The sequence below is a fragment of the Lautropia mirabilis genome, from assembly GCF_900637555.1.
Classification (GTDB): domain Bacteria; phylum Pseudomonadota; class Gammaproteobacteria; order Burkholderiales; family Burkholderiaceae_E; genus Lautropia; species Lautropia mirabilis.
On sequence record NZ_LR134378.1, the window covers coordinates 2,008,267 to 2,022,320 of the forward strand.

At 65.5% G+C, this 14,054-nt stretch carries 10 protein-coding genes and 2 tRNA genes; 8 read left to right on the plus strand and 4 right to left on the minus strand.

What is annotated here, in order from left to right; genetic code table 11:
* The first annotated feature begins 117 nt into the window (after positions 1 to 117).
* A complete protein-coding gene (gene serS, locus EL249_RS08150) occupies positions 118 to 1,479 on the plus strand; it encodes a serine--tRNA ligase (protein WP_005673193.1) in 1,362 nt (453 codons plus the stop codon).
* Between the two features lie 82 nt (positions 1,480 to 1,561).
* A complete protein-coding gene (locus EL249_RS08155; RefSeq protein ID WP_005673192.1) occupies positions 1,562 to 1,732 on the plus strand; it encodes an addiction module antidote protein in 171 nt (56 codons plus the stop codon).
* A 507-nt stretch (positions 1,733 to 2,239) separates the two neighbouring features.
* Here EL249_RS08155 and EL249_RS08160 read toward each other — a convergent pair.
* Positions 2,240 to 2,329: transfer RNA gene (locus EL249_RS08160), tRNA-Ser, on the minus strand.
* A 175-nt stretch (positions 2,330 to 2,504) separates the two neighbouring features.
* Here EL249_RS08160 and EL249_RS08165 point away from each other — a divergent pair.
* From EL249_RS08165 to EL249_RS08175, 3 genes are all read left to right on the plus strand, one after another.
* Positions 2,505 to 3,224 (plus strand): hypothetical protein, encoded by a 720-nt coding sequence (locus EL249_RS08165; RefSeq protein WP_005673191.1) that lies wholly within the window; start codon positions 2,505 to 2,507, stop codon positions 3,222 to 3,224.
* A gap of 244 nt (positions 3,225 to 3,468) precedes the next feature.
* Positions 3,469 to 6,045 carry a DNA internalization-related competence protein ComEC/Rec2 gene (locus EL249_RS08170; protein WP_005673190.1) on the plus strand — a complete coding sequence of 859 codons (2,577 nt, stop codon included), beginning with the start codon at positions 3,469 to 3,471 and terminating at the stop codon, positions 6,043 to 6,045.
* A 313-nt stretch (positions 6,046 to 6,358) separates the two neighbouring features.
* The gene (locus EL249_RS08175; RefSeq protein WP_005673188.1) at positions 6,359 to 6,706 is read left to right on the plus strand and encodes a RidA family protein; all 348 of its coding nucleotides are present in this window, start codon (positions 6,359 to 6,361) and stop codon (positions 6,704 to 6,706) included.
* A 122-nt stretch (positions 6,707 to 6,828) separates the two neighbouring features.
* Here the strand turns inward: EL249_RS08175 and EL249_RS08180 are convergent, their stop codons facing one another.
* Positions 6,829 to 7,356 (minus strand): C40 family peptidase, encoded by a 528-nt coding sequence (locus EL249_RS08180; RefSeq protein ID WP_005673186.1) that lies wholly within the window; start codon positions 7,354 to 7,356, stop codon positions 6,829 to 6,831.
* A gap of 180 nt (positions 7,357 to 7,536) precedes the next feature.
* Between EL249_RS08180 and EL249_RS08185 the strand changes: the two genes are divergently transcribed.
* From EL249_RS08185 to EL249_RS08195, 3 genes are all read left to right on the plus strand, one after another.
* On the plus strand, positions 7,537 to 8,862 hold the full coding sequence (locus EL249_RS08185; protein ID WP_005673185.1) for an MFS transporter: 1,326 nt from the start codon (positions 7,537 to 7,539) through the stop codon (positions 8,860 to 8,862).
* Between the two features lie 171 nt (positions 8,863 to 9,033).
* Positions 9,034 to 9,447, plus strand: a complete 414-nt coding sequence (locus EL249_RS08190) for a GlcG/HbpS family heme-binding protein (protein ID WP_005673184.1) — start codon at positions 9,034 to 9,036, stop codon at positions 9,445 to 9,447.
* Between the two features lie 196 nt (positions 9,448 to 9,643).
* Positions 9,644 to 9,734, plus strand: a tRNA-Ser gene (locus EL249_RS08195).
* Positions 9,735 to 9,987: 253 nt separating this feature from the next.
* Here the strand turns inward: EL249_RS08195 and EL249_RS08200 are convergent.
* Entirely contained in the window at positions 9,988 to 11,676 is a 1,689-nt protein-coding gene (locus EL249_RS08200) for a hypothetical protein (protein WP_005673182.1), read from the minus strand.
* An 863-nt stretch (positions 11,677 to 12,539) separates the two neighbouring features.
* Entirely contained in the window at positions 12,540 to 13,991 is a 1,452-nt protein-coding gene (locus EL249_RS08205) for a hypothetical protein (protein ID WP_005673181.1), read from the minus strand.
* Between the last annotated feature and the right edge of the window lie 63 nt (positions 13,992 to 14,054).

The window sequence follows — 14,054 nt, forward strand, 5'->3', positions numbered from 1 at the left end:
TCACGCCCCGGCAGGCCTGGGCCCGGCAGGCCTTTCCTTGGTGAAGATGATACGTTGGGTGCAGCCGACGGGCAGCGGCAGCGCCTGAATGGGCCGACAAGCGACTAGAATGGCGGGATGATCGATATTCAAACATTGCGCCGAGACGCCGCACAAGTGGAAAGTCGTCTCAAGACCCGCGGGTTCGTCTTTGACCGCGCCGGCTACGAGGCCCTGGAGGCCCGTCGCAAGGCGCTGCAGACGCGTGCCGAGGCGCTGCAGGCGCAGCGCAATGCGCTGTCCAAGCAGATTGGCCAGGCCAAGGGCAAGGGTGAGGATGCCAGCGCACTGCTGGCCGAGGTCAACGCCGTGACGCAGGAGCAGGCCGGCATTCCGGCCGAGCTGGAGTCGGTGCAGGCATCGCTGGATGCGCTGCTGGCCAGCCTGCCCAACCTGCCGCACGAGTCGGTGCCGGTGGGCCGCAGCGAGGCCGACAACGTGGAGGTGCGCCGCTGGGGCACGCCGGCCACCTTCGACTTCGCGGTGAAGGACCATCTGGACGTGGGCGAGCCGCTGGGGCTGGACGCAGCCGCAGGGGCCAAGCTCTCGGGCGCACGGTTCACCGTGATGCGCGGCGGCGTGGCGCGCCTGCATCGGGCGCTGGCCCAGTTCATGCTGGACATGCACACCACGCGGCATGGCTATACCGAGTGCTACACGCCGTATCTGGTGAATGCTTCCGCACTGTTCGGCACCGGGCAGCTGCCCAAGTTCGAGGAAGACCTGTTCCGGGTGCAGAAACTGGGTGACCAGGGACCGGCGGCCGGGACGGAGGCCGGGCAGGAGGCTTCGGGTCAGGCGGTGCCGGCCACGATGTACCTGATTCCGACCAGCGAGGTGTCGCTGACGAACCTGGTGGCGGGTGAGATCCTGCCGGGCGAGGCGCTGCCGCTGCGGCTGACGGCGCATACGCCGTGCTTCCGCTCCGAGGCGGGCTCGTATGGCCGTGACACGCGCGGGATGATCCGCCAGCACCAGTTCGACAAGGTGGAAATGGTGCAGGTGACACGCCCCGAGGACTCCTACGCGACGCTGGAATCGATGGTGGGCCATGCCGAAGCCATCCTGCAGGCGCTGGAGCTGCCGTATCGGGTGGTGGCCCTGTGCACGGGTGACATGGGCTTTTCGGCCGCCAAGACCTATGACCTGGAGGTGTGGCTGCCGGGGCAGTCGGCCTATCGGGAGATCTCGTCCATTTCCAACACCGAGGCCTTCCAGGCCCGGCGGATGCAGGCGCGCTTCCGCCCAGCCGATGCCGAAGGCAAGGGCGGCAAGGGCAAGGCGAAGCCTGAGCATGTGCACACGCTGAACGGCTCCGGCCTGGCCGTGGGCCGCACGCTGGTGGCCGTGCTGGAAAACCACCAGCAGGCCGATGGCTCGGTGCGCATTCCGAAGGCGCTGCAGCCCTACATGGGCGGGGTGGAAGTGCTGAAGCCCTGAGGCGCAGCATCATGGAAGCGGAAACGGCCCCATCAGGGGCCGTTTCTGTTTTGAGTCTTTCCGGTACAGAGCAGCGTGGCCAGTGCCGCCCGCCAAGGGCATGAGCGAGCTGGCGCGCCAGACCGGGCTGTCATGTGAGCAGCTCTATCGCTCCTTCAGCGAGGAAGGCAACCCTACGTTGCGCACCCCGCTGGCAGTGATGAAAGCGCTTGGTGTGGAAATGTCGGCGCGACCGGCCGGTGTGCGCAAGTAAGAAGCCGAGGCGCATGCGCCTGCCATGCGCAATCGGGGAGGTCAGGATGTTCATGCGGTCGTTTATTCAGGGTCGCGAGGCCGCTTGTCTGATACCGTGGATATCACGCGCACCACGTCCTTCATAATGCCCGCCCAAGGCAAGGTGACTAGGGCACGGCATGGACCCACGAAACGAAGAGCAGTCAGACCTCCTTCGGAGAGCTGATGAAGCAATTGCAAGATCCAAAGCAACGCGCGCCGATATCGATCGGATGCTTTTCTGCCATAGCCTGGGTGTCATCCTCCGTTTCGTGGGCTTCGTCGTCTGCTGCTACCTGGGAGGCGTACTGCTCCACGGGAAATGGCTGTGGTGGTCCGGATAGGCGTGGCCCGTCGCGTGTGACGGATCCAAGGAGCGCTTCATCATGAATGGTCACGCCGGCTGAGCACCTTGGTCCGGCTGACACGTTCATCCATCGAAGCCGCGAAAACAAAAACGGCCCCATCAGGGGCCGTTTTCATGTTCTGGCGGAGAGGGTGGGATTCGAACCCACGGTACCGTTACCGGTACGCCTGATTTCGAGTCAGGTACATTCGACCACTCTGCCACCTCTCCGTGTCCTTGCGGTCAAGACATCGGATTATGCCAGAACCTGCCCGCATGTCAACGAGCAAGCCGGGGAAGGGTGGGCCGCTGTTGCAGCAGGGGCCGGGTAGCTCATGCGGTTGGCGCGGCCCGGGCGGTCTGGGGGCCGCTTGTGTGGCGCTGGCCATACTCGGACAATAGAGGCATGCACGGATCTTTCTACATCGTTCTGATTGCGCTGGGCATCTCGCTGGCTCTGCGTCCCTGGCGGATGTTGCGGGGGGGCGCACTGCTGACCCCGGTGCTGGCAACGCTGGTGCTCCTGCCCTGGATGTGGGCGCTGCCGCGCCTGCACATTGCGCCGGTGCAGCTGCAATGGTCGGGGGCCTGTCTGGTGCTGCTGATGCTGGGCTGGCCGCTGGCCATCCCGGTGCTGTGCCTGGTGGGCGTGCTGTCGGGATGGTTCGTGCCGCAGCCGTGGCCAGACGTGTTCGACAGCATCCTGTGGCTGGGCATGGCACCGGCCACCTTTGCCATGCTGCTGGGGGCGTTGGTGCGCCGCCTGCTGGGCGAGCATCTGTTCGTCTACATTCTGGGCCGGGGCTTTCTTACGACGGTGATCTGCCTGTTCCTGAGCGGGGCGCTGGCGCAGTGGGCCGGCATGCGGCTGGGGCATGGCAGTGACGAGTTCTCGTCCATGGTGGCGCGCTGGCTGCTGGCCTGGGGCGATGGCTTCTTTACCGGGATGTGGACGGCCATCTTCGTGGCGTTCAAGCCCAGCTGGCTGGCCACGTGGTCGGACCGGCTGTACTTGCGTCGCCCTCCGCCGGATGCCGAGGCCGATGACCGTCCGGTGCCGCCGGCTCTCGATCTGGTGGAGCTGCACGAGAAGGACGAGGTGAAGGGCGCTTCCGATCAGCGGTGAGCCCGCTTTTGGGGTGCTTGTGCACCGCACGGAACGACTTGTACGGCCTTGCATGACGCCCCCCGATGCACCCGCACCCCGACCGCCCTCATCGACGATCCCCTTGAGCGGTCTTGTGGTCCTGCTTTCGATGATGCCCAACCGGCCGAGCGCGCGGCGAGGCATCAGGCAATCCGCCATCCGGCCTAGGCCCGTCATCTTCCCTGAACCCCTTCAGGCAGGCGCTTTGCCCTAGCCTTGCGGGGTGATTCATCCTGCATCCTTCATTCCCCGTCTGACGCTGCTGGCTGGTTGCCTGCTGGTGTCGGCCTGCGCGCTGGAGTTCTCCGGCTGGCTGCCGCCTGTGGGCTGGCTGCCGGGGTGGGCATTGCTGGGGGCGTTGCTGGTGCTGCCGGCGCGGTTGCGGCCGCTGGGCATGGGGGTGATGGTCAGTGCGGCGCTGGCGTTGTCCATCCATCAGGCGCTTCAGATGCGGCTCGATCCGTCGCTGGAGGATGTGCCGCTGGTGGTGGAGGGCACGGTCAGCAGCCTGCCGTCGCGTCAGGGCTTTGGCGACCGGGTGCTGTTTGCGGTGCAGGCCTGCGGGCCGCTGGATGAGGCAGCATCCCTGCCTGGCTGTGAGGGTCTGGGGCAGGTGTCGCTATCGTGGGGCACGCCGAAGTCCGGGGCGCAGGATGAGGCGGACGGGCCGTCCGCGGATGACGTGTGGCCCGAACCGGGCCAGCGCTGGCGGTTGCTGGTGAAACTGCGCAGGCCGGTGGCGGCGGTGAATCCGGACGCTTTCGATACCGAACAGCGCATGCTGCAGCAGGGTATCGGGGCCGTGGGAAGGGTCGTGAGGCGGCAGCGCTTGCAGGATGAACCCGCCTGGCTGCAGGGCATGGCGGGGCTGATGCGCTGGGTCGAATCGGTGCGTGCGGTGTTGAGGCAGCATCTGGAGACGCTGCAGGCACGCATCGATCCGGCACGGGGACAGGATGAAGGACGCTGGGCCCTGATGGGCATCGTCACAGGGCTGTCGCTGGGGGATCAGGCCGCCATGGGGGCCGAGCAGTGGGGGCTGTTCAGCCGGACCGGCGTGAGCCACCTGATGGCGATTTCCGGCATGCATGTGACCTTGCTGGCCATGGTCGTGTCGGCGGGCTGCCTGGGGCTGCATCGCGCGCTGGCGCGTCGTGCGAGCGGACGGTGGCTGGCACGGATGTCGCGTGTTCCGCGTCAGTGGCTGGTGCTGGTGCCTGGTGTGCTGACGGCCTTTGGCTACGCGCTGCTCTCGGGGTGGGGCGTGCCGTCGCAGCGGACCTGCTTCATGCTGCTGGCAGCTGCGGTGCTGAGTGTGGGAGGGCGCAGCCAGAATGCGGTGACGCCGGTGCTGCTGGCAGCGGCTGCCATTGTGGCGCTGGATCCGTGGTCGGTGGCCCAGGCGGGGTTCTGGCTTTCGTTCTGTGCGGTGCTGGCGCTGGTCTGGTGTGCGCAGCAGCCGCTGGGCGGGGGGATGGAAGAAGGTGATGCGCTCTCCGGGACCCGATGGTGGCAGCAGGGTCGCGTGGGGCAATGGTGGGCGGCACTGCGTGACGGGGCCCGCAACCAGTGGGCGGCGACGGTGCTGCTCACGCCGCTGACGATTGCCTTCTTTTCCACTTGGTCGTTGATCGGTCCGGTGGCCAATGTGCTGGCTATTCCGTGGGTGGGGCTGGTACTGACGCCGATGGCCATCGGGGTGATGCTGCTGGCACCGGTCTTTCCTTGGCTGGCCGGCTGGCTGCTGAAGGCGCTGTTGCTGCAGCTGGGCTGGCTGATGGCGTTTCTGCGCAGTCTGGATGCCTTGCCGCTGGCCAGTATCCAGCTGCCCCGGCCCGGGGTGTTCGCGCTGGGGTGTGCGCTGCTGGGGGCGGTGCTGATGCTGGCGCCCGTGGGGTTGCGCCGCCCGAGGCTGGGTGTCCTGTGCCTGCTGCCGCTGCTGCTGGCCAGCCCTCGGCACGCACCGCCGGATGCGCTGGTGGTGACGGCACTGGACATTGGCCAGGGCAGCATGATTCTGGTGGAGCAGGGCGAGAAACGCCTGCTGTACGACACGGGGGCGTCCCGCCTTGGCGGGCGCAGCGCCATCGACGCGACCCTGGTGCCGTGGCTGAACAGCCGGGGGCTGAACGGGGTGGACGTTCTGGTGGTGTCGCATCTGGATGCGCACCATGCCGGCGGCGCAGCGCGTGCGGTGGCGGTGTTGAATCCATCGGTACTGCTGACGGCCATGGACTCGCGACTGCTGGGGATGGACGATTCGGTGGATGGACGATTCCAGCCCTGCCTGGCAGGCACCGTATTGCCGTGGGCTGATGGCGCCATCGAGGTACTGCAGCCGCAGCAGATGGCCCATACGACCGAGGATGCACGGCAGGACCAGAACAGTTGCGTGATACGGGTACGCAGTTCGGCAGGCAGCGTGCTGCTGGCTGGTGACCTGCCGGCACGGGCCGAGGCGGCGCTGGTGAAGGCGCAGGGGGATCGTCTGCCGGCGGACGTGCTGGTGGTTCCGCAGGAGGGCGGCCGCCAGGGGACGGGTAAGCACCTGCTGGAGGCTGTGCGGCCCGCGCTGGCGGTGGTGCAGACGACGCATCGCCAGCAGCATGGAAGGCCGGATGCCGCGCTGGTGGAACGTCTGGAGAACCAGGGCACACGGCTGTTGCGCACGGATCGGGATGGTGCGGTGCGCATCGTGCTGCGTCAGGGACAGGCGCCCCAGGTCACGCGCAGCCGGATCGACGGCGCGCCCTACTGGCGGGTCCGGCTGGATGATGAGACTGACGGAACAGGCGACTGACCTAGGGATCCTCTGAACAAGTTCCCGCGGCCGTCGCATCCCCGTAACGGGCGCGTGACTGCGTTGCCATTTGCTGTCAATAGCGCCGCTATTGACAGCAAATGTCGCCTTGTCCTGCATCCCTTTCCGTGGCGCGCCGGTTCGCGGGACTTATTCAGAGGATCCCTAGGGAAAATCCGGTCGTCTCCATGGTGCGTTCGGTACCTCGTGAGGGGCACGACGCAGGGCGGGGAATGGTAAGCTTCGGACGCGCGCCCTTTGGGGGCGCTTACATTCTTCATCTGTACAGATGCCATCAAGGAGGAGCAATCACATGGAAATCAAGCGCCTGGAACCCGGCAAGCGCATGTCCGAAGCGGTGGTGTACAACCACGTGGCCTATCTGGCTGGCCAGATTCCGGAAGACACTAGCAAGGGCCCGGCCGACCAGACACGTCAGGTGCTGGCGGCCATCGACAGCGTGCTGGCCAAGCTGGGCAGCGACAAGAGCAAGCTGCTGAGCGCCACGGTCTACCTGTCCAACATCGGCAACTTTGCCGCCATGAATGAAGCCTGGGACGCCTGGGTGTCGCCCGGCAACCCGCCGGCACGCGCCACGGTCGAGGCACGTCTGGCTTCGCCCGACATCCTGGTCGAGATCGTGGTGACGGCTGCGGTCTGATCCGTCGTGACGGCTGCGGTCCGATCGCCCGGGGCGAATCGCCGGGACGACTGCGGCCTGACTTCAGGCGGGGGGCGTCGAGGTGGGCGCCGTGTGGGGAGACCCGCGTGCGGAGACGTTTCTCAGATCTTCACGGGACGGCGGCCGCCGTTGAAGCGCTTCATCCAGTAGCGCTTGTCGATGGCCTCGACGCGCACGATGCTGCCTGACGAAGGGGCGTGCACGAAGCGCCCCCGGCCGATGTAGATGCCGACGTGCGAGTTGGGATGTCGGCCCGTCTGAAAGAACACCAGGTCGCCCGGGGCCAGGTCTGCACGGGCCACCTTTGTGCCTCGCGTTCCCATCTCGCGGCTGGTGCGCGGCAGCTCGATGCCCAGCGCCTCTCGGTAGACGTGCTGGACCAGGCCACTGCAGTCGAAACCGTGGCGGGGGCTGGAACCGCCCCAGCGATAGGGCTTGCCCACCTGGGCCAGTGCTTCCTTCGTGACGTCGTTGGCAGCCCGCCGGGGCAGCGGTTCCGCCCGATGGCTGGCGCACGCAGCCAGCAGCAACGGGCCACCGCCCAGCATCAGGGTGGCCAGGCTGTGCAGCACCGTCCGGCGCGCCAAGGCGCCGGTGTGGTGGGGGGAAGGGGCTGTCCGGGACGTCATGCGGCCAGTTTAGCGGGCATTTGCGGTACGATCCATCCGCCATGGCTGTCCTGCCGGTTTTTCCGGGCTGATGGTCGGCATACCTGATAGTCCGGTCGTGCAAGGCCGGCGTAGCCCGGTTTCCGCAAGGCCGGTGCGCTCGCCCCGTTCGCCGATCCGCTGCGTGTCGGGAGGGGCACGATGAATCTGTTCGATCAGCGCGCGCTGCGCGACGGCGTCACCAAAGGCGAGGTGCTGGCCTGGGCCGGCTACGACTTTGCCAATTCCGGCTACACCACCGTGGTCACCACGGCGGTGTTCAGCGCCTATTTTGTGGGGGTGGTGGCCGGCAATGCCAGCTGGGCCACTTTCCTGTGGACCTTCATCCTGGGGCTTTCCAACCTGGCGGTGATGCTGACCATGCCCGCCATCGGCGCCCGGGTGGATGCCAGGGCCTCGCGCAAGGCGTGGCTGCTGTCGGTCACGCTGGTGTGCGTGGCCTGCGTGGTGGGGCTTTACTGGGTTCATGCAGGCGACATCCTGCCGGCGGTGCTGCTGATCATCGTCTCCAATTACTGCTACGCGCTGGGCGAGACCTTCTGCGCAGCCTATCTGCCGGAGCTGGCGCAGCCCGACGCGATGGGCCGCGTCTCGGGATGGGGATGGAGCTTTGGCTACGTGGGCGGGATGTTGGCACTGGGGGTCTCGCTGGCCTGGGTGAGCCATGTGCAGGCGGGCGGAGGCGATGCCGAAGCCTTTGTGCCCGGCACGATGCTGATCACGGCCATCATCTACCTGCTGGCGGCACTGCCGATGTTCCTTTTCGTGCGTGACCGGGCCGAGCCCTGCGTTCAGGATGCCGACAGCGCCGTGCTGTCCGTGTTCGACATCCGGACCTCCTGGCGGCGCGTCCGCGACTTCATCGACTTTCGGCGGCTGCTGCTGGTGGGCTTCTTCTTCAATGCCGGCGTGTTCGTGGTGATCTCGCTCACCGCCGTCTATGCCGAGCAGGTGATGCACTTCGAGCCGAAGCAGACCATGATGCTGTTCTTCGTGGTCAATATCGCGGCGGCTCTGGGGGCTTTCCTCTTCGGCTATCTGGAGGACCGCGTTGGCCACCGGCGTGCACTGGGCCTCACGCTGGTGGGCTGGATCGCCGTGGTGGCACTGGCGGTGATGGCTGACAGCGACACGGTGTTCTGGGCGGCGGCCATGCTGGCCGGTCTCTGCATGGGCTCCAGCCAGTCGGCGGGCAGGGCGCTGGCTGGCGCCCTGGCGCCCAGTCACCGGCTGGGCGAGTTCTATGGGCTGTGGGCCTTTGCCACCCGCAGTGCAGCCATTGTCGGGCCGCTGACCTATGGCATCATCAGCTGGGCCACCGAGGGCAACCATCGGGGGGCACTGCTGTTCACCGGCTGCTTCTTTGTGGCGGCGCTGGCACTTCTGGCCTACGTCGACATCGCGCGTGGCGTGTGCCGGGCGCGGGCTGACGATGCCTCGGCCATCCATGCGGAGGCCTCGTCCTGACGGAAACAGGCAACCGGGTGCGGAGGTGGCATCATCCTGCTTGCCGTGCAGCCGTGCAGCCGTGCAGCCGTGCAGCCGTGCAGCCGTGCAGCCGTGTTGCTGTAGCTGAGCTTTTTGAAATCCACGCCCGGCCAGATCGGGCATCTTCATTCATCAAGGGAGACATCAACCATGAAAACCAAACCCACCCTCGAACTGCGCGACGTGGAGAATGGCCTGAAGGCTGGCCTGGCCAAGGCCGCCGAGAAAGGCTGGGCCGTGACCGTGTCCGTGGTCGACGATGGCGGCCATCTGCTGGGCCTCAAGCGCATGGATGGCTGCGCGGCCGTGGCAGCCTACATCTCGCCCGAGAAGGCGCGCACCGCTGCGCTGGGCCAGCGTGGCAGCGGCGGCTATGAAAAGATGATCAACGACGGCCGTACCGCCTTCCTGTGCGTGGACGTGCTGAAGGGCACCCTGGAAGGGGGGCTGCCCATCGTCATCGACGGCCAGGTAGCTGGCGCCGTGGGGGTTTCGGGCGTGAAGCCCAACGAGGACCTGGAAGTGGCGCAGGCTGCTGTCGACGCGATCGTCGCCGGGGCCTGATGGCAGAGGGCACCCTGGGGGCCGGCGCTTCGGCTCCTGGCTGCCGGGCTGCCATGCTACTTTTGGCCGTTTTACCGCTTTGCTGCTTTGCTGCGTCCCGGCCGTGGGGCGCGGCTTCACCCGATGAGGCGTGGCATTGTTGTTTAATTGAGACGTCGTGACATGCGGCTTAGCCTTTGTTATAATGCCAAATTCCGGAGAGATGGATGAGTGGTTTAAGTCGCACGCCTGGAAAGCGTGTAAGGGTTAATAGCCCTTCGGGGGTTCGAATCCCCCTCTCTCCGCCACACATTCCGCGCTGAGATCCAGCCACTTCCTGTCAGCCTCCTTCGTTCTGATGGGAGAGCGGGCAGCTCAGATGGCCTTCTTCGGTGCCTTGAAACCCGGCTTGTCGTCATGGCAGCCGGGTTTTTTCTTGTGCGCGCATGGCGTGCCGGGCTTGGCAATTTGCGTGGGGCCTGCCGCACGTTGCGCCACGCCCGCCAAGCGAGAACGCGCCCGGGTGGGCGCGTTCTGGTCATGCTCTGGGGTTTGGGTCGATCAGCGGCTGGCCCAGTTACGTTCCTCGCCGGCCTTCACGTCCTTGATGGTGTAGCCCAGGTGCACCAGCGGCTGGCCTTTCTTCCAGCCGGCAGGCACTTGCCACCGGTTGCAGTAGATGCGCTGGGTCTTCGGCAGCTTGTAGTTCCAGCAGAGATCGGCGATGTTCTTACCATTGACCATCACCATCAGTTGTACCGTGTTTCCGCCGTTCTTCCACTCGAAGATTTGGCTGGCTGAAGCCACCTGCTCCTCGTAGCCGATGGTCTCGGTCTTGCCGGTATAGCTCACGCCCTTGTCGTAGCTGAAGGTTGGTTCGTCGGTGGCTGTCAGCGTGCCGCCCAGGGTGACGCCATTTGCACCGTTGGTGACGGGCAGGGACATGGTGACCTGGTCCACGTCATAGTTCGCATCACCGCCTCCGTCGGTATCCTTGCCGCCGTTGAAGGTGAAGTAGGTATAGCTGCCTTCAGCCGGCGTGTAGCCGCCCGGGGTACCGTTGCGTTCGCCGGCATAGCCCTTGTCTCGGCTTTGGGTAGCACTGATTCGCGGGGCATTGGCCATGCCTTGCGGGTAGCCGATGGCTTTGGGGTCATTCGACTGCCCATCGCTGTGCTGGTCCAGCATGGTGGCCAGCACGGCACCGTTGACGCCACCCGAGCCGATCGGCTCGGTGGGGTGCCGCAGCGGCTTGCGGTTGATGGCCTCGACCTCACCGTTTGCGGTCTTGCCAGCATCGGTGGCTGAGTTGTCAGCCGTCTGGCCATCGGCAGCCGGTTTCTCGTCGGCAGCAGGCTTGTCGTTTGCGGCTGGCTTTTCCGCGGCAGCAGGCTTTTCCTCAGCAGCCGGTTTGTCGTTGGCCGCGGGCTTGTCGTTGGTTGTCGGCTTCTCGTCGGAAGCGGGTTTGTCGGTGACGGCCGGCTTTTCTTCGGTCGAGGGCTTGTCGGTGGCAGCCGGCTTTTCATCGGCAGCGGGCTTGACGTCCGCAGCGGGCTTGTCACTGGCGCCCTGGACGGCCGCGGCGTCTGCCTGCGGGTTGGGCGGTTGTTGAGCACTGGCCTGTGCCTGCCGTGCAGTTTGCTGCTGTTGCTGGGCTTGCTGGGCCTGGCGTTTCTGCTCGTCGGCTTTACGCGCGTCCTCGGCCTTGCGGGCCTCTTCTGCTTTGCGTGCTGCTTCCTGGGCCTTGGCCGACTCTTCTGCCTTGCGTGCCTCTTCGCGCTTGGCCTGCTCGGCTTCAGCATTGGCTGCGGCGGCACGCTCTTGGGCGGCCTTGGCAGCCGCGTCCTGATCGGCCTTGGCCTTGGCGGCTGCCTCGGCTTCAGCCTGCTTGCGTGCTTCTTCGGCCTTGGCGGCTTCGGCCCGGGCGGCCGCTGCATCCGCTTCGGCCTTCTGGCGTTCGGCAGCCAGGCGTGCTTCTTCGGCCTTGTGCGTTTCTTCCGCACGCTTCTGGGCATCGGCGCGCTCGGCGGCCAGGCGGGCCTCTTCGGCCTGGCGGGCAGCTTCGGCGGCCGCAGCCCGTTGACGGGCAGCTTCCTGGGCAGCCTGCTCACGGGTCAGCGCCTCGCGTGCGGCGGCTTCACGGGCTTGGGCTTCGCGAGCTGCTGCAGCCTGGGCGGCAGCGGTTTGCTCGGCCGCGATGCGGTTGGCTTCTGCCTGGGTGGCTGCCGCCTGGGCCGCGGCTGCCTGCACGGCGGCCGCCTGGGAAGCAGCCCGGGCAGCCGCGGTCTGTGCGGCGCTCGGAGCCGTAGTCGGGGTTGCTGCGTTTCCGGTCAGCGAGCTTCCGTTTGCGGACGTACTGTTCGTGATGACGTTATTCGAAGCGGTACTTGCCGGACTGCTGGCAGGCGCCAACGGCCTGGACGAGATGGCAGTCGGTGCATCGCTGCCATCACCGCCACATCCCGCCAGCAGGAGCAGGACGGCGGCACTGATCTGGATTCTGTGGTTCGTAGTCGACATATTTAACCCGGTCTGTCCGTCCTGTGGACGGCAAATACTGATAAATGGTCCGTTTTCGGTGAAGCAGGAGGCGAGTCTAGCGGTAAACCCACGCCGTTCATCCGGGCTTTGCCGGGAAGAAACATTCATTAATGTTCGCTTCCTTAGAGTGTTGCTTGGCCGAAACTGGCTTGTGTCATGGGGGCCGACGGCAGTAGGTAAGGTGTCGTCAATGAGCCCGTGAACGGCCAGGGCAGGGCACCTGGGCAGGCAGGGGGCGCACTGTCGGTAGATGTGACGATGGGCCTGAGTGGGCACGTCGCCATGCCGTCGGACCTCCGGTGTTCGGGACGGCGATCATTGGAATGAGCCATCCCGCGAATGGAAAGCAATCGGAAGGACGGCTAACGAAAGGAAGATCAGCGAAACAGCAGCTATTGGGAAGACAGCCTTCGGGAAGAGAGGACGTCTTTCGGGAATAAGGGCGGGGAAGAGTACCCAGGAGGAAATGAGGCTGAGAATGGAGCCTTGGAAAGAAAAAAGGCGCTCCGAAGAGCGCCTTTTTTTGCCTGACACGGCGCGCGGATCAGACCGCGCGCCGTGGGACTGAGGTCTTAGCGGGTGTGCCAGTAGTAGTGCTTTTCGGCACCGTCCACGGTGCGGGACTCGTGAATGTAGTAACCCAGGAAGGTGAGAGCCTTGCCTGCCTTCCAGTCGGCAGGGACCTGCCAGCGGTTGCAATACAGGCGGGAGGTATCGGCTTGGGTATAGTTCCAGCACAGGGTGGCACTGCTTTCGCTACTCTCGGCCAGCACGAGCTGAACGCTCTGTTTGTTCGGACCATGCCAAGTCTGGATCACACCCGCATTGGCTGCCCGAGAAACCAGCGCGCCTTTCTGGAAGCTACGCTCTTCGCCAGAGGAGAAGGTGGGAGCGGCATCAATACTAGTGTCGCCGATGTTATTGCTGGCCTTCAGCTCGTCATCCAGTTCCACCTTGTCAGCGGTAGCTTCGACTTTCAGCTTGATACCCACGGTCGCCATCGGGAAGGCGTTATCCTTGCCAGCCTTGACCACACCACCATTGAACAGGTGATAGTAGTACTCACCGTTGGCAGGCTGATAGTTGCCCGCTTGTCCCTGGCCGCCGCCCACGTAGTTGCTCGGATCCGTGTACTGCGAAGCATTGACGGTCGGTGCGTCAGCATCTTCCAGAAAATCGCCAGTGACGCCTTCGGCCGGCAGGGCTTCAAGATTGGCCTGCTGGGTGCGGTTGGTGGTCATGGCCTGGTCCAGCATGGTGGCCAGCAGCAGGCCACTCACGCCGTCGCTGGAGCTGGCGGGCACGGCATTCCGTGCGGCTGCCTGACGGGCCTCTTCTTCTTTGGCTTTGGCTTCTGCTTCTGCTTTGGCTTTGGCCTCGGCTTCTTCCTTCGCCTTGGCTGCAGCTGCGGCCTCTTCCTTGGCTTTGGCTTCAGCTTGTGCAGCCTTTTCTGCGTCTGCCTTGGCTTTGGCGTCGGCTTCTTCCTTGGCCTTGGCAGCAGCTGCGGCTTCTGCCTGTTTGCGAGCGGCTTCTTCACGAGCAGCCTTGGCCAAGGCTTCTTCCGAAGCCCTGCGCGCGGTGGTGGCCTTCTGGAGTGCGGCCTCTGCCTCTGCTGCACGCTTGTTGGCGGCCTCGGCTTCGGTACGCTTGGCATTGGCTTCCTGAGCCGCAGCCTGGGCTGCCTGCAGCGCAGCGGTGGCTTGGGCGGCTGCGTTGCGGGCTACGTTGGCCTGAGCGGCAGCCTGGTTGGCAGCCTGTTCGGCTGTCCGCTGAGCGGCAGCGTTGGCTGCAGCGGTCGCAGCGGCGTTGGAAGCGGCAGCGGATGCAGAGTTTGCTGCAGCGGCTGCTGCGGCATTAGCTGCGGCCACATTGGCTGTAGCTGTGCTGTTCGTTGCAGTCGTCGTCGCCGACGGGCTGGCCGAGACGGCCTTGGGTGCTTCGCTGCCGCCGCCTCCACCGCCGCAACCTGCCAGGAGAAGCAGCACGGCTGCACTGATCTGAAGTCTGTTGTTTGTCGTCGACATGATCTACCTCGATGGGCTGCCCTGCGGTCTACGGGAGGCGACCAAGGGCTGTTCATAATGCGA

Excerpts from the sequence above, each read along its gene's own strand:
- EL249_RS08175 (WP_005673188.1), top strand. The coding sequence starts at position 6,359 with ATGGAAATCAAGCGCCTGGAACCCGGCAAGCGCATGTCCGAAGCGGTG.
- EL249_RS08185 (WP_005673185.1), top strand. The coding sequence starts at position 7,537 with ATGAATCTGTTCGATCAGCGCGCGCTGCGCGACGGCGTCACCAAAGGC.
- EL249_RS08205 (WP_005673181.1), bottom strand. The coding sequence starts at position 13,991 with ATGTCGACGACAAACAACAGACTTCAGATCAGTGCAGCCGTGCTGCTT.
- EL249_RS08180 (WP_005673186.1), bottom strand. The coding sequence starts at position 7,356 with ATGACGTCCCGGACAGCCCCTTCCCCCCACCACACCGGCGCCTTGGCG.
- serS (WP_005673193.1), top strand. The coding sequence starts at position 118 with ATGATCGATATTCAAACATTGCGCCGAGACGCCGCACAAGTGGAAAGT.
- EL249_RS08190 (WP_005673184.1), top strand. The coding sequence starts at position 9,034 with ATGAAAACCAAACCCACCCTCGAACTGCGCGACGTGGAGAATGGCCTG.
- EL249_RS08165 (WP_005673191.1), top strand. The coding sequence starts at position 2,505 with ATGCACGGATCTTTCTACATCGTTCTGATTGCGCTGGGCATCTCGCTG.